Source organism: Paenibacillus sp. JCM 10914 (genome assembly GCF_001315105.1).
Lineage (GTDB): Bacteria > Bacillota > Bacilli > Paenibacillales > Paenibacillaceae > Paenibacillus_AQ.
On sequence record NZ_BAZR01000003.1, the window covers coordinates 39864 to 59412 of the forward strand.

Below are 19549 nucleotides of genomic sequence, written 5' to 3' on the forward strand. Positions count from 1 at the left end.
TCTACAGAAGTAATATTTTTTTCGTTCTTCTTTTTGATAAATCAACTGAATGTTCAAATACCTTTCCAGAACCAAACTGACTCGTTTCCAATTCTATACTTCTCACTGTATCGAATGAAATTAGAGTTTTGACATTCGATGACTCCATACCATATGATAAAAATTCATTTTCTGTAGGTGACATTTTATTGATTGTAATTAGAGTAGGTTGCGGCTTGTAAAACATCTTAATTCGATTTATTCCTATAGAGATTGTGTTATTTCCAGAGCTGATGTTTAAACGGTAAATTTTAAACGCTTTACTATTTATAAATTCAAATTCTCGTGCTGTTTTTTCCCCTGTCCAAGACTCACCTTTTCTACTATCTAATACTGTCCATTCAAGGTTATCTAACGAACCTTCGAATGTCCATGATGTAGGATATCTGGTGCTGAGAGTACCATTACCATTAGTAACTTCATATTTGTTAACCTTCGTTAGATCATTAAATGTAAAGCCAATCCATTGAGGGTATCCAGTAGTGCTAGAACCCCAATTTTGATTGCTGTCTGTGAAGGCTCTCCAAGCTTCATAACCAGAACCACCCTCTGTAGATGCTCTTATTGTACCAATGGCATTTGAATATACCGTCATATCTGGGATTAAGCTCTCTGAATAATTATACTCAACAATAGATTTTAATTTATGTTCGTTTAAAAGTAAGATTTTCTGATCATAGAAATATTCAAACATCATAAGTCTATTTATTCCTGTCCAAGTAGCATGACCGTTGTTTGAGGAAAAATTTAATCTGTATTTTTCGTACTCTTTGCTGTTTGAAAATATATATTCCCTTTCACTCGAACCCCATCCTGTTTGATTAGTCTGAGAGTCTAGAATGACCCAGTTTGTATTATCGTTAGAACCTTCAAATGTCCAGTCTTTAGGATTTGCACTTGCTCCACCCGTGCTTGTATAGGTTTAATTGAGTATTTGGATATGACGATCTTTCTTGTAAAATCATATCTTATCCAACCCGCAGTTTGACCATTCGCCGTTCTCCAATCATTTGCATTACTAAAAGCAATCCATGCTTGATTTTGAGTTGAGCTTGCACTTGCTCCACCCGAAGGCGCAGTATCACTTGTCATTTCTGGTATGGCATTAACATTAGACAAGTAAGCCATTTCATCACCATCCATTTCTTGATAGAACCTTTTTAGGAAAGAACAAAAAAGAAGTAGAGGGGCAAGCCCTACTTCACATTAATTTTCTTAATATCAATATATTTATTAAGTCGCTCTTTGTACATTTTACCTCTACCTAACACCTCGCCTGATGAAGTGTTGTCATCCATTGGAATGGTGATTGATGTTGGCTTCCTATCCAATATTGATAAATCATCCATTCCTTCACTTATAAAAGTGTCCACATTAGGCAATATTGTCGATACTGTTTCCCATTTGGGCGGAATTGCTGATTTAGGTGGAGTATAGCTGTACATCTTTAATTCATTTATGCTTGTAAAGCTAGCATTACCGTTATTTTCAGTCCAATTCAGACGATAAGCTTTAAATCTTTGAGGATTATCGATTGTAAATTCAATATCCATAAACCCACTTGACCAAGATTGATTCGTGCGGGTATCCAGCGTAAACCAAGTCCCATCTCTTCCATTGGTGGTATCATTGGAGCCTTCAAATGTCCAGACTTTAGGCATTCTAATCAAGTAGGCACTAGTAACGCTTCTTATGACGTACTTCCCAATATATAAAGGTATGTCGAAAATGTACCCTAGAAAGCCAACGGTACTTCCATTCTTCGTTGTATACCCTTCATTGTTATCAATCTGATCAAACGCCTTCCAAGGGGCAGAACCAGTACCATACTCTGTATCTGCAAATGCCAAACCATAAGGTGCAGTGTTTGAAGTCATCTTAGGTATTATAGTGTCAGGGCTGTACGGCTTTGTCTCTGGTTTCCCAGGCTCCCACCTCATATACTCGCCATTCGCTAAGATAAAAGATTTAATTTGCGGCAATATTTTAATTTCAACGACTGGGCGAAAACCACAAGTATTGTATACTTGGTTTGCATTGTAACTGAAATAATAATTGTTCGTCTTGTCGCCTCTTAAAACTCTCTGGCTTGCATGTGTCGCTAGTGTAGTAGATGACCATGACAATATGCCTCTCCAATTCCAGACATTATTATCTCCTGCCGTAATCGAACTGTTTAAAGTTGAATTAACAATATACTTATCCCACTCGTTTTTGTCATCTGTTGCAGAAGTACCACCAGTGAGAAGGCGCATAGATGCTTCGTAACCAATAGATTCGCTTTCGAATTCCAGCTCCCCAATTTGCATTTGACTTCCACCTTGCGATGACAATACAGAAAAGCGATAGTAGGAGTATCCTTGACTATTCCTAAAAGCAAATCTCGTTTTCACGCCACCGATACCGTTGCTATTTTCGAATATATCTCTCCACTTATGACCATCATCTGATCCTTGTAGTTTAAAATGTTTGGGGTGTTCTGTTGGGCTTGACGATATAGATGGTGGAGGAGTTATTGATAAAGCAGTAATCATCTGCTTATCATCTTTGAATCTGATGATTAGCTCGGCAGGATCGTTAGCTGATATTCGCCTCGTCCATTTGTCGCCATTACCATTTTTCCTATCGAACGCTCTCCATCCTTGATATTCACCATAGCTTCCAGTGACATATCCGTTATCAGTAATTATCACTTTGCCAGACTCATATCCAGACAATACACCAACTGGATTGAATTTAATACATGCGCCGGTAGCTAGTCCATTATTATTCAATGTATCCCACGATATTGAGTTCTGTATGTTACGATCAGCCACTAAAATCTTCTTTCTGTTGAAGTCTTCAACCATAATCAAGTAGAAGTCTCCGTTAGGTATAGATGTGCTTGTAGCTGGAATGAAATCTGACGTTTCTTGCCCAAGTCCACTAAAAGAGCCTACTGTATTTGTAGAGATCACAGAATAATTGCAACGGATACGTTTACCAATTTGAAGGTCTTTGATTTTGGTTACTTCGTCGGGATGAAGAAGGCGGCCATTAGAGTCAATATCAATGCCTTGTATTGACTGATTCTCATTGGGAGAGTTTATAGTTATTACAACTGTATGAATGTCGTCACTCAGCCCTGTTTTCTCATATACTAGCGCCGAATTAATCAGCGTATTGGTTAGAAATGTGATTTGCTCTGTCACACCGTCTATCGATATAGATGACGGTGTTTGAGATGTGGTGTTGTACTGTCCGATATATCTCAGTTTTGTTCCTCTAAAAGTGAAAGATATCTTATTACCTGCATTGTTAGAGTGTTTATTTGTTCCACCTGAATATGCAGGATTAGTTTGCGTTATCCATGTCCCCATATATGACAATAGTTGATGATCGGCGTTCATTCGCTTCCAACCACTTTCAGGAGCAGTTAAAGATTGACCTATTGTAGCCATAAATTACACCTCCTTATATTCAAAAACTGGTCGAAAACCGACTGAAGCAGAATTATTAGAAAGATTTCCACTAAAATGATTGACTGTAGTTCTTCCTCTAAACGTCCTAAATGCATTCGTTACTGTAGTAGACCCTATTACCAATCCAATTGTGGGAGTATCTTGTGTCCACGTAAACAATGGACTCCAATTAAACACATCATCTAATGTTTTCCCAAATTGAATTTTTTCTGTTGGGAAATTCACGATGTATTTATCCCACTCGTTGTTACTAGGCCACCCACCAAGACCCATATCCGACAGTGATAAATTACCATTCACATCCGAATAAGCAACTCCTCCTGTGAGAGAACGAAAGCTTCCCTTCACCCCTCCAAACACTTCCGTTCTACCCTGAATTACTTTACTTGATTGGTTAAGAGTGTTCCATGATTGTGTGTTCTGAATTATGCGATCAGCTACTAGAAGACCGATGTCGACCTTGATGTAATAGAAATATCCAGTATCAAAAGATGTTGCTGGCATACCTTCCAATGGATACTCGACTCCCTTGGCCTCGCCGATTCCCCATGTAGATATACTTTTGTCGTAAAAGCCATAGATATAATCTCCTATCGACAAATCTTGAATCCTTGATCGCAAGATTCCTGTTGTTGCTGGTATCGGCATCTAAACCACCTCAATTCTATCAATAGCTTTAAACTTACTTTTATTAACCTTCGTGCTAAACAACTTCCCCTCATCATTCCAATTCATATCTTCTGTACCAATAAGAAAGTATTGTTGATTTAACTCCAAAACTCCATTCGCGCTATTTACATACGGATTGGTATATTTATCTGGAGTAGTAAAGTCATCAACTGTAAAGTGACTTGATACCTTACTTGCGAACAATTCAATTTTCACTTTGGCGTATTGATCAACTGGTGTGAATATTCCGCCGTTAGCATAATCGATTTCAGTCCATGGGCTCCATGTCACTCGGTCAGGAGAAGAGGCGGTGTAGATTTTATACGAACCGCTCCCTTTGGTAGCTACATTTCGTGCTATGCGCCTGAATGAAGTAACTTTATCTTTAATGACAATCACTTCTGATATCCAACTACCCGTATTGCGATAAACGCCATGGCCGGCATCATCTTGAGTATCTTGAATCAAACGCAGCTGATTATTTTCGTATACAACGTTATCGAACGAACCTCTGGAAAAATCGAGCGGGATAGCAATTTCTTGAGTAGCCATGTTTTCTCACTACTTTCATAAGTAATTTGGTTGTCTTAAGCAAAATAACTATCAAAAAATGTGCCAGTAACATCCACGATCTCTTTGCCGTTCGTCATTTGGAGAACGACAATATTGTACTTTTCATCTTTATGATAACCACCCAATAAGGCCACGATGGGTAAGGTGCTTATTGAGATTTGATGATTGAGTTCGTCAACTAGTGCTGAAACATTGGTTGTATATTCAGTATGGTACTTACCAGGGCGAAGAGTAAGCGTATAAGATTCGGTGTCCGTAAAAATGTTCAGTTCGTCATTAGCACCTGTAATGATCTCAACTTCGCCGTTGATCGTCTGATTCCCCCAGACACGCTTGTACTCGTCAGTATAAAATGAATTCATTATGTTCACCTCGTTATTTAATTTCCCAATTAACTATGCCTGCCATATCCTTGATTAACGGAGCGGGTATCTTATCGGCAATCAGTCCGTCACGGCGGATGATTAAGGATCCTTTGAGATCTTGGTTGGCTGATATTTTGATTTGGAGATATAATGCTTCATTGAATGGGATCGTTAATATATTTTGAAAGCAAATGATAACTTCTTCGAGTTCCATTCTCTTTTTATAGCCGATGTTATATGAAGTGATGCTATGATTAAACCTACCGTTGGCGGCCTTTCTTGTGAATAGATCGGCATCCGATACTGCTTCTTTGTAGGTGATAATATCATTGTATAGAAATGTTCTACCTGTTAATGGATACTCTGTGGTCTCCGTTGAATAGGAGATCATAATTCGGTGTCCATTCATGTTGAAGATCCCGTTAGCGACGTCAAAGAACACCTGAGATCCTTCACCAATGAGCCCAAATCGGATTAATTTTTCTCTATCAATATCATAGAAGTTGTTTGGTTTTTTCGATTCGAAGTCGAACTCTGAAGAGAATGAGTTGTCGTAATAATCTGCAATCCATATAAAGGATTGGTTTGGAACAGGGGAGTGATTATATTTTCGATCGCCTAGAATCATGCACGTACCCTCCATTGTATTGTGAGTATAGAAAAGGACAGGTACATAATGTACCTGTCCAACAAATTTACCGTATGGCTGGTTTAGACATACCGGTAGGAGACCCTAATTTTAAATTGCTGCTTGCCGCTTTTGGCATCGAGCGGAACGGCTGCTCGCAGGGTTACTGTAGCATAGTTGCCTGCGGCATCTACACGATCACCATTGTTGTTTACACCTAGAATTTCTCTAGCTGCCGGGACAAATGGAGTTGGATAAGTAGCTCCCGTATGATCCTTGGTTGTCTGGCCAGTCGTTCCAATGGGTTTGGAAGCATCCTTACCGATAATGGAAGTCGGTTGATCCAAATCTGTTTCGCCTAATGAGTCTACTTGAGCGTGAAACCAATTGTTCTTAACAACCTCGACTTCGTTGCCGATGGTATTGCCCAGACCGCCGGACATATCGCGGGTAGTGATGGTACAATCCTCCATTTTTGAAACATCGGTGGTTTGGCCCTTATTGTTCCATATGTTAAATTGGTAAGCTGGCCCTAGGTCACCAGCATCAATGACGCCAAAATCAAATGGTGCTGTTATGGTTTGCGTGTGTGTACTATTCATCCATGTAATAACGGGTGTAGCCATTGTGAAAAACTCCTCTGTATTTATATTTTTATTTTTAATTCAATCGTGATTCCTTGAATATTTACGCCTTGCTTCAAGACATTTACACGGAACATGTCTCCTTGTATCACCTTGTTTGAAGTGAGAGAGACCGACTTATCGTCAAAATTGCTTAATGCCCGGAAGTGCAAGTTATTGCTTAAGATGTTGGTCCAGTCCACTATGTTTCTGCTCTTCTCGATGCTGATTTCAGTTTCCGTATCGCCATGCACTTTACATATAGCATGAACGGAAGTGATCTCACCATCAAATGGGAAAGGGACGATAACGTCCTGAATTCCTTGGAAAATATAAGAGGGCAGGCAGAAGACAACAATTCGTTCTTTGAGCTCATAGGGGAAGGATTTTAACTTAACGTGCTCCGCAACCGACATCAGCCCATCTCTGAATTCATTAACAGGCAGGAGATTAGCGCCGAAGATATCAATGGGAACCCATTGGATTCCATCATATCGATAGCGAACACCATCGCTATAGGTTTGAACGGTCCAGCCAACGGATGGATAGGGATAAGTAGCGTGTAATTCTTTCATGTCTGCCACCGTGGGCTTAAACACCAACCTGGTTGTTTGATAAGCATCCATCGCCTGGTCTCTGGCGCGATCTGCTTCATCTGCAGCCCGGTTAGCATTATCCGTTGACTTCCGCGATTCATCGATAATTATTCTGGTTTCAGAAATGAGCTGTTCTACCTTACCGATCAGCGATTGATTCTCGGCAAGCTTCTGCTCGATCTCTGAAATATAGTCTTGCAGCGTAACGACAACATCCGGATGACGCCGTACCAAAGCATATATTCTGCTGGCTGGATACATAATTAAGCCGCGCCCTTTGAAACGGCATAGCAAGGTACGGCCTTCCATAGAAGGGTGAACCTGAACCGTCCCGTTGGCATAGTTCACCAAGAACTCATGGCTTTCTATTGTCTTACGTTGTTCAAAAATCTCTTGATCAACCTCTATCATGCCGGCAATGCTAACCCGATCCTGGAGGGAAGGCAGTTCCAAGAGCGTAATAAGACCATTAATGACGGGAAGGGAATCAGTCCTATCGACGTAAGGATCCTCTATGGTCCCTTTTCTAGCGATAATGGTTAAAGGATCGTTGTACTGTAATTGAGTGATTAAATCAGGCAAAATATCACCTCCTCACTGAAGTGTTTTGAATTGATACCTGAATTTGATATCCGCTTTGCCATCAACGCGGAGTACATTCTTGCCAATCGGAAAACGGAGATAGTTATCATTAAAGTTGCGATAGCGATAGGTAACGGGAAGTGTGGTTTCAATGTCTTCCGTCTCATTGTTAACATACAATGTTTCTCCGTCAATTAATTCAGTGAACTTGAATTCATTAAAATGGTGCGATAAGTTCTGTATGGAGAAATCTCCGTTCTCATACTTGGTTATCCAAATCTCTGGACTGCAATCCAAGTCACCTTTGTTGTTAAACACGAGCACGGGCTCGAACTCGAATTGAATGGACTTAAAGCGAGCCTTAAACTGGTACGAGGCAGTCTTGAATAAGATTCGAAACATGTATTGCGGATTGTCAAGGTGACTATCATCATTTAAATCGGGGAAGGGCCCACCATTCACACAAGTTTTCCAATCGCTCCAGTCATGTCCGTTCAGCTTGACTCTGGTCTGGACCATGATCTGACTTCCGGCAGGCTGTTCGGATTGCCAAAGAACTTTGCTAATAACTCCATCCGCTCGCAACGGGAGATCAAGTGCAGGGGAGGTATAGTCCCCTTTAAGATTTATTAACGCAAGCCAATTAGCCATTTCATCACCCCTTAATCAATCTTTCCAAAGGGGCGATACAGAACGGCTGTACCACTTTCCCTCCATTTGGCGATACGGTAGCTTGCCCAAACCGCATTTTTGTCATAGGTTGTCGCACCATCGACAATGACCCAATTCGGCTCTACATCACCGGATTCTCCCGCTTGGATACAGACGTAGAAACGACCATTATCCGTGGTTGGGAATGAGATATCATTAATACTGTAGTAGTGGTTGGGATTCCATTGATTCGCTCCTCGCGTGTCTTGAACTTCGCCGCTATTAGAGACAGGGAAGATGGGTTCGGTTAGACCGGAGTACCCTGTTTGTATGCAAGTATAGAAATGCCCATTATCCTTGTTAGGAACAATAACGGTGCCGTTGCTATAGGAAGTCAAGCTTTTCCAGATGGGAGCTGCTGTACCTGATCGAATATTAACCCAGCCAAGATAACCACCAATCGAGAGTTGGTTGGCATGTAAAATATGCTTGGATGGCCATACCCCAGAAGTAGGGGGGGCATCTACATAGGTTTTGGAATCGTCATCAATTGTTTGAAAATTGTTAGCTAGAGCGAGTATCGTATGTTCAATTTCATCTGTAAATTCAGGCTTCGTTAAGCCTAATTTGTTCGTTGTTGTTGACATGATAGGCTCCTTTCTCTAAGGATTTAAACCAGACCATTGCGTTGTGGGAGCGTAGTCACTCCATTTCGTACGGTGCGGGTTCAAAATAAGCTGATCATCAATATCCACGATGGTTGAGGTTCTATCACCAACGTTGAATTCGTTGACATCTATATTATATTTTTGTTGATCCCATTTGTATAAACGGGAAGTGAATATGGGGGAATAAGAGTAGGGACTGTCACAGCGCACAGTCAAATTAACATAGCCTTCACGAATTCCGTTATGTATAAGTACAGGATCATCTACAAACAAGGCATAAAATATTCTTTCAGGATCACGTCCCCAATCATTCGTGAAGTATAATTCCTGATAGTAGTCTTGTTCGGTTAGCCATCTGGTAACCTCTCTGATTCTCTGGGTATCCCAAGTATCTTCAAACGCAAAAGAGACGTTAAATTTGAGGGGGGCTTTTTTGATTCCTTGAAAATAGGGGCGGTCACGCCCCTTGATGGATACTTCCTGAATGGATCTAGATGGTGCCAGAGACTCCTCATACATGCCAGAGCTCATCGTTACATTGATAATTCCATAATCTACTGATTTTTTGCCGGCGTAAGAAAAATAGAGTGCATCGCGTATAGTCATATGTATCACCTCCTTTTAAACGACTGTAAATGTCAGCTTGTAAATACATTCGAGCTGCCAGTTGTTATAGTGGTTAATTCCCCAAGACAAGTTGTCACTTGGGAGCCGATTTTGGCAACGGCTTTATGATTTGAGAAAACATTGGAACTTCCGGTAGTTACTCTACCTTGGCCAGTTCCACTTCGATTAGGATTGATATTTCGATATTCAGTGTAGCTATTATTGGAAGGAATAGAAGTAGCTACCCAGTTCTCCGATAATGGATTGTCAACAGTTGCAATAGAACGTCCATTAATATAAACCGTTGAGTTAGCGTTTACTCCTGAGCTAGTTATCCTTGCATCGCTATAACCTGAATAGCTATAATTCCAACCGTAAAAATCATCATAACTATATACATCGTATGAAACGTAATTCCTTTTTGTAACAGGAGCCGAAGCAGATCCGTGTGTAGCTATTCCTGCCAAATAATTGACACCTCCGTCTACTGAATTAGTTCAAATCAATTCTCGGCGCAGTAAATTTCATGTTACCGCCAGCTTCAAAATTCATGGCACCTGTTGATTTGATGTTGATTGCTCCATTAGGAGCGATCTCGATGAATGAGCCTGAAGAATGGACGATTTTGGCTGTACCAGCTTTGACTTCCAGCGTCACATCTTTGGATTCTACCGTTACCGGATTTTCTTCCGAAATAATCTTAATGCCATTATCCGACAGGTCGATGCTTCTCATCCTGCTGTTATTACTCGCTTTATATTCTTGTTTGAATCCACCTCGATACTTCGTTTCAACCATTTTGGCGCGGTCATTGGCACCACCGTCTCCAGTACCTAGCTTACGAATAGGTTCAGCGTCATTACCACTATCAGTGAAACTGATCTCTTGCTTAATCTTTATATCATCCGGTCTAAAACTATAGGCATAAGCTTTAATGGCTGTTACTTCTGTAGTCAGTATCTTTTTCTCGTTGTCTTGCCAATATAGTTCTCGGCCCCGAGAGTCTTTAGCATGTTCACGCTGATCGACTTTTGCAGTAATGAATCGGATATAGTTGTCCTCAATCTCGATATAATCAACATACTCTCCGATATTTGTATCTTTAGGAAGGGTCTTCACCTTGTTTACAGTTAGATCATTAATATAAGACTGGTCTGCAAGAATCGTATTCACCTGTAAAGTTTCTGCAACGAGTTTGCCGATGTTGATAATATCGAGATTATCCATGTCAATGTAACCAGCTTCAGCATCAATGAGTATATTTCCGTTAGGGCCAATGAATTGGCCCTTTTTAAACTTAGCCGTACCATCCATGCTAATGCTGGCAGGGGCATCGTCGAACTTATCGCTTCCGAACCACAGTCCGTACTCCGGGAACATTTGAATGATGCCGCCTTTACTATCCTTGAGTGTCAGCGACGAACCTTCGATATGGCCATCTTTAAATAGACTTTTTGTGATTTCAGCCTCTTCAGCATATAGTTTATACATCCATACATTCCCGTCATAATCCGCACGGAAAGGAGCATAATCCCATATACTATGACCTAACGCTAATCCGTTCTTATCAATCGTGAATACTTGATCATTGACACCGGCTTTTATAAATAAATCGCCATCGAGCGTAGTACCGAATGTTTTCTCTGCAATACCATTTCTGAATCGTTCGATAATAAAGCCTTCGTCAGCAGTGATGGATACGCGATTGACTTTGTTTGTATCACTGCAATTGGATGACTCGTATCGGTTCAGATAGAATCCGAATTTGTCAGGCTGCTCTGATAATAAGCCAAGCTTAACAACCTCGCGGCCGCAGCGATCATCGATCATGAGCCTAGAGCCCTCGATCGTGAATACGCCTGTGGTATCGCCAATGACTACGCGTTGACCGAGAATGATTTTGCCGAGCACCATCTCTGCAATTAATCCGTCAGCCGTAATGGCAGTTTCATAACGAAGCCCTCCGGAACGGGTTAAACCAAGCACACCATGTGTAGCGCGAAGGAATCGAAGAGGGTCATTGGGATCAATGATCGTAATTCCTTTGCGGTCGATCGTTACAAATTCATTCGATGCCATATTGATGTCATTCGTTACTTTATCCCAAAAGTGATCAAATAGCTTACTCATCTCTGAGGTATCGACGACAGCCTTACCCCATTTGGTCTTATTGAGATCGACTACAACAGCTGTATTCTTGGCATCATTGAGGAACTTCTCGATTCGGGTGGATTCATCATTCACGCTTTTGGCGTTGGAAAGAGTCAGATTGATGTTAAAATTCTCGTAGTTGTAAGCGATCTCCGTTATTCTGGCGGTTACATAAGTATTGGTAGGCTCATATTTGATGTTGACGAAGTCACCAAGCTGAAGTTTGCTCCAGTTTCGTTGTTCTTCGATAATCTCAAGAAAATTGACAATATCGATATCAATCGACAGTTGAGGCTGTTGTATTTCTTTGAATTTATCTAATGCTGCCTGATAGAGATCTTGTTCGTCAACGTAGGTATCATCGTTAAACTCTCGCTCAATAACAAAATAATTCAATTCCTGAAGTTGTTCTGGGGTGAAGTTATGCTCAGCAAGTAGCCTCTCTTGCAGTTTTTCGATTTCATCGTTAATCTGTTCGATCGATGCGGTCATAACACTAATCTCAAGTTCCTTTAACTTCACCTGGTTCTCTTTATGATCCAAACTGTATCGATCAACAATAGCAGCATCATTATTGTTCGTATTGTATTCTCCAAGACTGATGTTAACCAACTGTATAAAAACACCTGTACTACCACCGCTAATCATTACTTGCGAGCTTGATTGATCTTTAATTTTACCAAGCAGCACCCACTGATTTGAAGTTACGGATCTGGCTTGTCCATCCAGACTAACGGCCACACCTGTTGTGTTATCCACTTTGATCATGACTGCATAGGCGTAGGTTTGATCAATCGTAAACGATCTCTGACTGGAGCTTGATGAACATATTTCTCGAAGAACATTTTGCCATCGAATTGAAGGGAGATCATAGTGCTGGTTACATTAGCTTCATCTCTTTGTAAACGCTGCAGATCCCTTTCTAGCTGAAGTAATTGGTTCTGAAGTTTTTGGCGTTCTGTGTAATGGGTGTTGAACAATCCTGAATTAGCTTCAACGAGTTCTTGGTGATCGAGCAGGGCATGACACAACGAATCACTCATATGATGGCTGGAGGATAGAACATTACGCTGGGGATCTCGTTCGAACGGGTACATAAAATAACCAAAGCTCTCGATATAGTTCTGACCAGTGGGGTTAACTTTCTGAATTCCTAACCCATCACTTCCATTGGCGGTTAACCTCGTAACCATTTCATCGGTTTGTACCGTCTTGCCCAGGCTGTTTAAGTATTTACCGTAAGAAAAGGTCAATCCACGATTTAAGCCGGTTAATTCAGGTTTAGTTAAGCTGACTTCCCGTTTATCCGTATCAAAATGTACAATAGCATTGTAAGTTTCGGCGACAGAAAAGATGGCATCCAAAACGTTGGTAGAAGGAAAATCAAAAGTTCTATAGGTTAGTTGAAAATCGGCATCAATATAGGTAGGTGTCCAGGTCGTGTTAGCTGTCAGATCGTTCAATACTTGCCTGGCATGATAAGACTCGCCTAAATACCTTCGGATGGCTTTATCTGTTAATTCATGCGCTAAGGAAAGGCAGCGAATGGTTTTGGAGGTTTCTGAATCGCTGGAATTTTCATTGATTTCATTAATTATGAACCAATCGGTCTGGTTATCGGTAACTACTTTTATTAAATACCGTTCTCTTAAATCATTTATATTTTTATTGTTAATTAATTTATGATTAACATCCAATTGATACGGCACAGTAAGATAGAGCTCATCCACATCATTTAATTTATTGGTTCGATTGACATTATAAGCTTCGCTTAACTTGCTAATAATTTCGCGATTAGGTTTAGCAATGAAATATTGAGGTTTGACTGGTTTTAGACTATAGTCTATTTCGCCTATCAAGGATAACACTCCTTTCTTTGAAGAAGAGGGGAGAAGCTTTGTGATATTTAGATTGTTCTGTGTTTAAGTTTTGTACTAAGTGCAGTTTCAAACTTTTCTAGGAGACTTTTACCGGTATCCTGCTGGTCAGCATGAATGGATACATGATCTATTCTAATGCTGTTGTCAGTTTGAGTAGAAGTGGAAGTTGATTTGATAGCATCTTGATTAAAATTTCCTTTGATGGAGTCAATGATCTTCCTAGTAAAGTCGACAATTTTCAGAAGATTGGACGTATCGGATTTATTTAATATCAATTCTTTTTCATGCGCTAGCAGGAACTTACCTTCCGAACCCCAGGCAGGGGTCAAGCCACCTGTAGCTGCGTTGAAAATGGATGATCCTGTTAGTCCCTTCAAATTATCGTAAGTGCCATCTACGAAATTGCGACTATCCCGCAGTCGTTGGTTTATTTCACTTAGTTTTTTTATTTCATTGGTTAACCTTACATACTCGGATGAGCCTGCTGTATGTTTTTTTCTGTCATTCTGGTGTTTCGATGCCGCTTCTTTATTCTTCAAATACGTTTCCCAGTCATTTAAAATCTCTTTGGGTATGGTAGAATCACTGGGGCTTGGCTTATTGTTAGACGATCCTGAGTTGCCGTTATTATAATGATCGAGATTACCGGTACTTTGATCGAGACTGTTTCTTATATTATTGTGCTCTTGTTGCGAGATGGTCCTGTAATTCACCAGTGCCCGTTCGAGTTCAGCATATAATCCAGTATAAAATAGCTTTATTTCCTCAATTGTTGATTTGACAATCGCTTTGTCTTCGCTTAGGAGTCCTTGCTTAATTCGATAGAAATTCTTCTCGTCATTCAGCATGGCGTTATACTTCTGTTCAACATCTTTTTTCTCTTGTTCATTTTTCTTGCGTGATTGTTCGTATTGATCATCTTCATGGCTGCGAACTTGATCCAGATATTCCTTACGATCATCCAATAAATCTTGAAGGGTTTGCTTAGCCGTCTCACGATCTCGTTGTAATTTAAATTCGTCGATTTCCTCGTTCTTGGCATCTAGTTGTCCCTGAAGATCTTTACGCTTAGCTTTGGCCTCCATTGAATTGTCAAGCTGCAGGACATTGATCTTGTCAATAATTTCTTGTCTTTCCTTGAGTTTCTTACCCAGTTCTTTTTCATAGTCGTCCGAAGCATTCTCTCGATCCATAGCCTTCAATCTGGCATTAATGTGCTTTTCAAACGTTCGATATTCATCATCTAGATGTTTAATCGCTTGTTTATGGCGTTCTTCCTCGGCCTTCATCTTTTCGTCTATAGCGGAAAGTTCAAACTCTTTTTGTTTATTAATGGCTTTCTTGTAGTCTTCGATAATTCCATCGGTTATCTCTGATCGAACGGATCTCTCTTCATGCAGCATGGAACGGTTTGTTTCTCTGGCCTCAACTAGCAATTGGTTCAATTTTTTTCGTTGGGCAATGCTAATATCCGTTCGCTTGGCTTGCGTTTCTAGATACGTGATCTCGGCTTGATTTAGGTTGATTTTATTTTGAATGAGGGGGATTTGCTTTAATAATTCTTGTGTATATTCAGGCGTACCTTTTTCTAAATTACGAAGGTTATCTTGGATGACTTTAAGTTCCGTATCTTTTTCTTTGATCTTATCGGAGTATTCTTCAAGTTGGCTATAAATGATATCGTTCTTAACATCATCAATTTCGACTTGAATGGATAGTTTGTGTCCTTCGAGTGACTGCATTCTTTCTTCAAGTGCTGCCACATCCTTAGGGAGAAGCTTGGCGGTTTTTAACTTTTCTTGTATGGTTTTGATCTCAGCTTCATTACTCTTATTAATTTCTTGCTTCAATTTGAGCTGCTCCTCAAGTTCTTTGCGGAATTCAGGAGAAGCAGAGTCGAGTAAGGAGCTTCTGGTTTGAGATGCATCAATCTTTAGTGAAGCCTGATTGCGTTTTTGTTCATATTGATCAAGGCTGCTTATAAGGACAGCGTACCGTTTTTCTTGAATTTCAGTTTCAATTTTTTCTATTTCTAGATTGTTTTTATCAATTTGTTGGTTGAATTCTCCGCCTGTAAGTTGATATTCCTTAATCAGTTTTTCAGTTTTTTCATTTTGAGCGGCTAGTTCTTTTTTCCTTTGTCCAAGATAACTAATTTGCGACATTTCTTCTTTTCGCCATTCGACGGACAGATTATTATAGCCGGACTGATTGTTCTTGGACTCGCTGATACGATTCTCGATTTTTTCTAATTTGTTATTAGATTGAGAAATGGTACTTTCTACGATTTCAGTCCGTAGTTTGTAGATGTTGTCAGAGGACTCTCTTGATTTGCTCTTTGCTTCGTCTTTAGCAGAACTCAATTCTTCCTTAGTCGGTTTGTACCCTTGCTCCGTGTTGGATATAAGTTTTCCAGGGTTTTTAATCGCTTCGTCGTAAAGAGCTTTTCGCTTGATTAATTGAGCTACTTCATTATTCAGAAGATTTCTATATTCTTGGGATCCTTTGTTATATTTGTTCTTGTTTGAGTGGATGTTACCGAAACTAATATCAATTTCTTTTAGCTTTTGTTGTGTTTTAGTAAGCTCTTTGTTGTTATTTGATAATTGTTTATTCGCGTTTGATAGGCCAGTTGCAGCACTCTTAGAACTTGAACCAACATTGTCATCGAGCGAAGCTGTCAATAGCTTGAAATAATTATTTTTCTCGTAAATTTGATTAAGATACTTTTCAGCATCCCTGAAAAAATTTCTGTTTTTACTATTAAATGCGGATAATTGGTCCTCGCTCATATTTCTTCCTACACTATCCGAGTGAACATCTTGCCAATTGGAAGGCTCATTCTCACGCAATTTAGCTTTAGCTGCTTCTAATTCAGCGACGGTTGTTATGGCATCTACTTCAATGCCCCAGACTGCCAATTTATCTTTTAGATTTTTATTCTGATTTTCTAAATCTTTTCGTCTGGCCTCACTAATTTTATTAAATGCATTTAATTCTTCGTCTTTTTTAAGTTTGACTAAAGAAGTATTGAGTTTGATATGACCATTTTCAGTTTCAAATAGCTTAATTAAGGACTGGTCTTTGTTTATTAGCTCCGTTACTTCTCTAGCATTTAATCCAGTCTCGGATGAATTGTCTCTAAGGAGTTTATTGTATAGGGATATTTTCTCAGAGGACGCATCGTAGGCAGCTTTTACTTGATTCAAAGAATCATTATGTACATCTATCTTTTTACTTGAGTCATCAGTAGAGGAGGCAAAAAGCTTAACTACTTCATTAACATCAAAAAGTTCACCTGATACTGAATTCAGTATTGATTTAAGCTCCTCGAAATTTCCTGTTTCGATCATCTTGTCCAGATCTATTTTCTCAGAGCCAATAGCATCAACTATATTTTTGGAGAGAGCTCGATAGTTTCCTATTACTTGGTCTTTGCTCTTCTCAGATATATCTACAGAGTTTATGTAATCCTCTGCAATTTTGTTAAGCAGATTCTGTAATACTGGATTATCAATCCCTGGATTATTTAATATATCTTGATTAATGATACTGAAAGATTCAATGAATTCTAATTTGGATTCTTCAATCTTAGCTTTATTAATATTTATGGTTTCATCAATTGAAGCAAATTCTGAATTCAGTTGCTCAACAAACTCGTGTATATTATTGTTGCCCCAATCAATATCCAGTCTAAAACTGTTAGTTTCGTTTTTGCCAAGACCATTCTCATTGAAAATATTTATTATACCATTCTGCATTTCCTTTAACTTATCTCGATTTTCCTGTAAATGCATCTGATCTAACTGTAATTGGTTATCATGCAAAAATAAACTCATATATTCAGCTGCTTGTTTATTAGCACTAGCTATTTGAAATTTCTTTTGATTTTTCTCTATAGATTTATTCGCAATATCAATATCTTTTGCTGGGTCAGTTAATGCCTCTGATGCTTTAAGAGACAAACTTCGTTGTTTAGCAACCAGTAATTCCTTTTCTCTTTCAATTAACTTATCGATTTCTTCACTAGTTTTATGAACAGCATTACCTTCATTATCATAGTGAGAAATTATTCCTGGCATTATACCAGCCATTTGCTGACGAATCGATAACAATTCTTCCTGCGATTGATTCCCCGCTTTATACTGCTCGTTTAAGCTCTGGAGCTGTGCTATATTTAGCGCTGACTCTGTGACACTTTGATTTAGATTTTCGAATTCCTCCGTGCTCTTGGAGGCGCTGTTACTTACCTGATTAAATAGGGAATAAATCATAGAACCTGCCGATAGTACTAAGCCGATTACACCAAGTGCTCTCTGCATTCCAGTTAGTGCAACGGCCGCTACATTGGCGGCGACTCCAGTGGTCTCCATCGCCTTGCGAACGCCGAACAGGGCTAAAACAGATTGTCCGGCGCCTACGATTAAATTTCCGAGGGCTTTATGCCTGAAGGTTAGTAGGAGTCCAGTAACCAATGCGGTTGTATTACCCAAATTATCTAAAAATTTAATTAATCCGGTTCCTGCATCCACGACACCTTTGAGAAAGTCCGAAGATATACTGTTGCTCCAAAAAGAATGGGCAGCGTTTGTAAAGGCAGCAATCCGTCCTTGTAACGAATCCAAGTAAATTTCATTTTCACGAGCAGCGCTGCCAAATGAATGAAGTCCTGCTTGTAAAGCTCCTTGCGCATGTTGCCAATTAGCAAGGATACTTGCAGCAACCGCCTGCTGATCTCCACCTATGAGCTGCGTAATTTCAATTTGTTCAGTGGAGGAGAGGCGATCCCATACAGAAGAGAGTTCTTGAAAAATATCGAACGTACTTTTGTAGGTGTTGTCGCTTTTTTTCAAAGTGAGACCAATGGAAGCAAATTTGGAATCAAGCGAAGGGAGAATCTCTGTCAACGTTTCACCATTCTCGCCGACGCCCCTTAACCGATTCGAGATGGTATTTAATCCTTCTCCGATCTTTCCAGGATCTTGAATAGAAGAGTTAGCTGCTGCAATCATGGCAACGGATTCTTCAATTGTATTGCCAGCGGAGTTCAGACTTGTTGCCGAGCTGTTCATGGCTTCGCTGATGCCCTGAGAACTGATACTAAATTTGTTTCCGACTTCATTGTAGATATCAACGATATTCGCTACGTTCTTTCCTTCATTGTCGACTTCAATCCCAAAACCTTTGATCGTGGACAGAAGAGCTTTGGAAGCTTGCTCGGCCGAGTCAAAGTCCCCGACATTTTGCAGTACCAGTGTTTGTTTTGCAAGAGCTTTAGACTGATTAATGGAATAACCTAGATTCGCCCATTCTGTGGCTGAATTGATTACATTTACAGTAAGACCGCCGATTTCATTAGCTACCGCATTAGCGTCTTTTAGAAAATGTTGAATTTCTGTGGAAGAACCGTTGGTGGCTCTGGATAAATTGGACATGGCGGTATCCAATTCATTTACGTATTGGGCTCCGCTTTGTAACATTTGCAGTGGAGCTCTAAGCGCCGCCGTCACAATGTTCCAGTTTTCCATTCTTCTCACTAGCGATGGTCCTGTGTTTTGGACGATTCCACCTTGATTATCGGAGTTTTTGGCAGAAGATTGACCCGGAGCCGAACTATGCATTGCAGGTGAGTTAGCTAAGGTTCTTCGGGTGGCCACTAGCTGTTGCGTTTGTCTATCTAACGCTTGTAATGTGCGTTTTTGCTTTTCTTGCTGGGAAGTCTCAGCTTGCACCGCATTTTTATTTAAAATACTTGCTTTTTCTGACTGCCGAATCAATTCAATATGAGAACGCATTTTTGTGTTCATGTTGTTCACATAAACAGATACGTTGTTTGAAATGATTTTATTTTGTGTGATTAGTGTTTTATTGAAGTGGTTAGTTGTATTTGTAATGTTGTTTATTGTTTTTACAATCGAGTTATCGACCGATACACCGATATTTAATTTGCGTAATTTTGGAGCTAATAAAAGAATCTGACTGTTAATATCGGTTATAGATTTATCTACGTTGAGGCGTGCATAAATGAAAGTTTTCAAGTCATCAGCCATAATTGCA

General features: G+C 39.8%; 16 protein-coding genes. All 16 read right to left on the bottom strand.

Annotation, left to right across the window (positions count from 1 at the left end; genetic code table 11):
- Position 1: 1 nt before the first annotated feature.
- The 16 genes from JCM10914_RS05705 to JCM10914_RS05770 all read right to left on the bottom strand — a co-directional run bounded on the left by JCM10914_RS05705 (position 2) and on the right by JCM10914_RS05770 (position 19542).
- Positions 2-736: a discoidin domain-containing protein gene (locus JCM10914_RS05705; RefSeq protein ID WP_023958444.1), complete on the bottom strand. Its 735-nt coding sequence runs from the start codon at positions 734-736 to the stop codon at positions 2-4.
- Positions 737-873: 137 nt separating this feature from the next.
- Positions 874-1182, bottom strand: coding sequence for a hypothetical protein (locus JCM10914_RS05710; RefSeq protein ID WP_052019655.1), 309 nt, complete (start codon positions 1180-1182; stop codon positions 874-876).
- Between the two features lie 53 nt (positions 1183-1235).
- On the bottom strand, positions 1236-3479 hold the full coding sequence (locus JCM10914_RS05715; protein WP_023958446.1) for a hypothetical protein: 2244 nt from the start codon (positions 3477-3479) through the stop codon (positions 1236-1238).
- A gap of 3 nt (positions 3480-3482) precedes the next feature.
- Positions 3483-4148, bottom strand: a complete 666-nt coding sequence (locus JCM10914_RS05720) for a hypothetical protein (protein ID WP_023958448.1) — start codon at positions 4146-4148, stop codon at positions 3483-3485.
- Positions 4149-4721, bottom strand: coding sequence for a hypothetical protein (locus JCM10914_RS05725; protein ID WP_023958450.1), 573 nt, complete (start codon positions 4719-4721; stop codon positions 4149-4151).
- A gap of 35 nt (positions 4722-4756) precedes the next feature.
- Positions 4757-5104, bottom strand: a complete 348-nt coding sequence (locus JCM10914_RS05730; RefSeq protein WP_023958452.1) for a hypothetical protein — start codon at positions 5102-5104, stop codon at positions 4757-4759.
- 13 nt (positions 5105-5117) lie between these two features.
- Positions 5118-5735, bottom strand: a complete 618-nt coding sequence (locus JCM10914_RS05735; RefSeq protein WP_023958454.1) for a hypothetical protein — start codon at positions 5733-5735, stop codon at positions 5118-5120.
- An 83-nt stretch (positions 5736-5818) separates the two neighbouring features.
- The gene (locus tag JCM10914_RS05740; RefSeq protein ID WP_023958456.1) at positions 5819-6361 is read right to left on the bottom strand and encodes a hypothetical protein; all 543 of its coding nucleotides are present in this window, start codon (positions 6359-6361) and stop codon (positions 5819-5821) included.
- Positions 6362-6381: 20 nt separating this feature from the next.
- On the bottom strand, positions 6382-7536 hold the full coding sequence (locus tag JCM10914_RS05745) for a hypothetical protein (RefSeq protein WP_023958458.1): 1155 nt from the start codon (positions 7534-7536) through the stop codon (positions 6382-6384).
- Between the two features lie 12 nt (positions 7537-7548).
- Positions 7549-8187: a phage tail domain-containing protein gene (locus JCM10914_RS05750; RefSeq protein ID WP_036717156.1), complete on the bottom strand. Its 639-nt coding sequence runs from the start codon at positions 8185-8187 to the stop codon at positions 7549-7551.
- Between the two features lie 11 nt (positions 8188-8198).
- Positions 8199-8834 carry a hypothetical protein gene (locus JCM10914_RS05755; RefSeq protein WP_023958462.1) on the bottom strand — a complete coding sequence of 212 codons (636 nt, stop codon included), beginning with the start codon at positions 8832-8834 and terminating at the stop codon, positions 8199-8201.
- A gap of 15 nt (positions 8835-8849) precedes the next feature.
- A complete protein-coding gene (locus JCM10914_RS05760) occupies positions 8850-9461 on the bottom strand; it encodes a phage tail domain-containing protein (RefSeq protein ID WP_023958464.1) in 612 nt (203 codons plus the stop codon).
- Positions 9462-9493: 32 nt separating this feature from the next.
- A complete protein-coding gene (locus tag JCM10914_RS28780; RefSeq protein WP_148300182.1) occupies positions 9494-9928 on the bottom strand; it encodes a PAAR domain-containing protein in 435 nt (144 codons plus the stop codon).
- A 25-nt stretch (positions 9929-9953) separates the two neighbouring features.
- Complete coding sequence (locus JCM10914_RS05765; protein WP_231638533.1) at positions 9954-12371, bottom strand: phage tail protein; 2418 nt, start codon at positions 12369-12371, stop codon at positions 9954-9956.
- A 5-nt stretch (positions 12372-12376) separates the two neighbouring features.
- Positions 12377-13471: a phage tail spike protein gene (locus tag JCM10914_RS29820; protein WP_023958467.1), complete on the bottom strand. Its 1095-nt coding sequence runs from the start codon at positions 13469-13471 to the stop codon at positions 12377-12379.
- Positions 13472-13518: 47 nt separating this feature from the next.
- Complete coding sequence (locus tag JCM10914_RS05770; protein WP_036717158.1) at positions 13519-19542, bottom strand: phage tail tape measure protein; 6024 nt, start codon at positions 19540-19542, stop codon at positions 13519-13521.
- Between the last annotated feature and the right edge of the window lie 7 nt (positions 19543-19549).

Bases quoted from the DNA above. Each gene is read 5' to 3' on its own strand.
- JCM10914_RS05760 (WP_023958464.1), bottom strand. From the start codon at position 9,461: ATGACTATACGCGATGCACTCTATTTTTCTTACGCCGGCAAAAAATCA.
- JCM10914_RS05715 (WP_023958446.1), bottom strand. From the start codon at position 3,479: ATGGCTACAATAGGTCAATCTTTAACTGCTCCTGAAAGTGGTTGGAAG.
- JCM10914_RS05735 (WP_023958454.1), bottom strand. From the start codon at position 5,735: ATGATTCTAGGCGATCGAAAATATAATCACTCCCCTGTTCCAAACCAA.
- JCM10914_RS05755 (WP_023958462.1), bottom strand. From the start codon at position 8,834: ATGTCAACAACAACGAACAAATTAGGCTTAACGAAGCCTGAATTTACA.
- JCM10914_RS05750 (WP_036717156.1), bottom strand. From the start codon at position 8,187: ATGGCTAATTGGCTTGCGTTAATAAATCTTAAAGGGGACTATACCTCC.
- JCM10914_RS05770 (WP_036717158.1), bottom strand. From the start codon at position 19,542: ATGGCTGATGACTTGAAAACTTTCATTTATGCACGCCTCAACGTAGAT.
- JCM10914_RS05725 (WP_023958450.1), bottom strand. From the start codon at position 4,721: ATGGCTACTCAAGAAATTGCTATCCCGCTCGATTTTTCCAGAGGTTCG.
- JCM10914_RS05720 (WP_023958448.1), bottom strand. From the start codon at position 4,148: ATGCCGATACCAGCAACAACAGGAATCTTGCGATCAAGGATTCAAGAT.
- JCM10914_RS05730 (WP_023958452.1), bottom strand. From the start codon at position 5,104: ATGAATTCATTTTATACTGACGAGTACAAGCGTGTCTGGGGGAATCAG.
- JCM10914_RS05710 (WP_052019655.1), bottom strand. From the start codon at position 1,182: ATGGATGGTGATGAAATGGCTTACTTGTCTAATGTTAATGCCATACCA.
- JCM10914_RS05705 (WP_023958444.1), bottom strand. From the start codon at position 736: ATGATGTTTGAATATTTCTATGATCAGAAAATCTTACTTTTAAACGAA.
- JCM10914_RS05740 (WP_023958456.1), bottom strand. From the start codon at position 6,361: ATGGCTACACCCGTTATTACATGGATGAATAGTACACACACGCAAACC.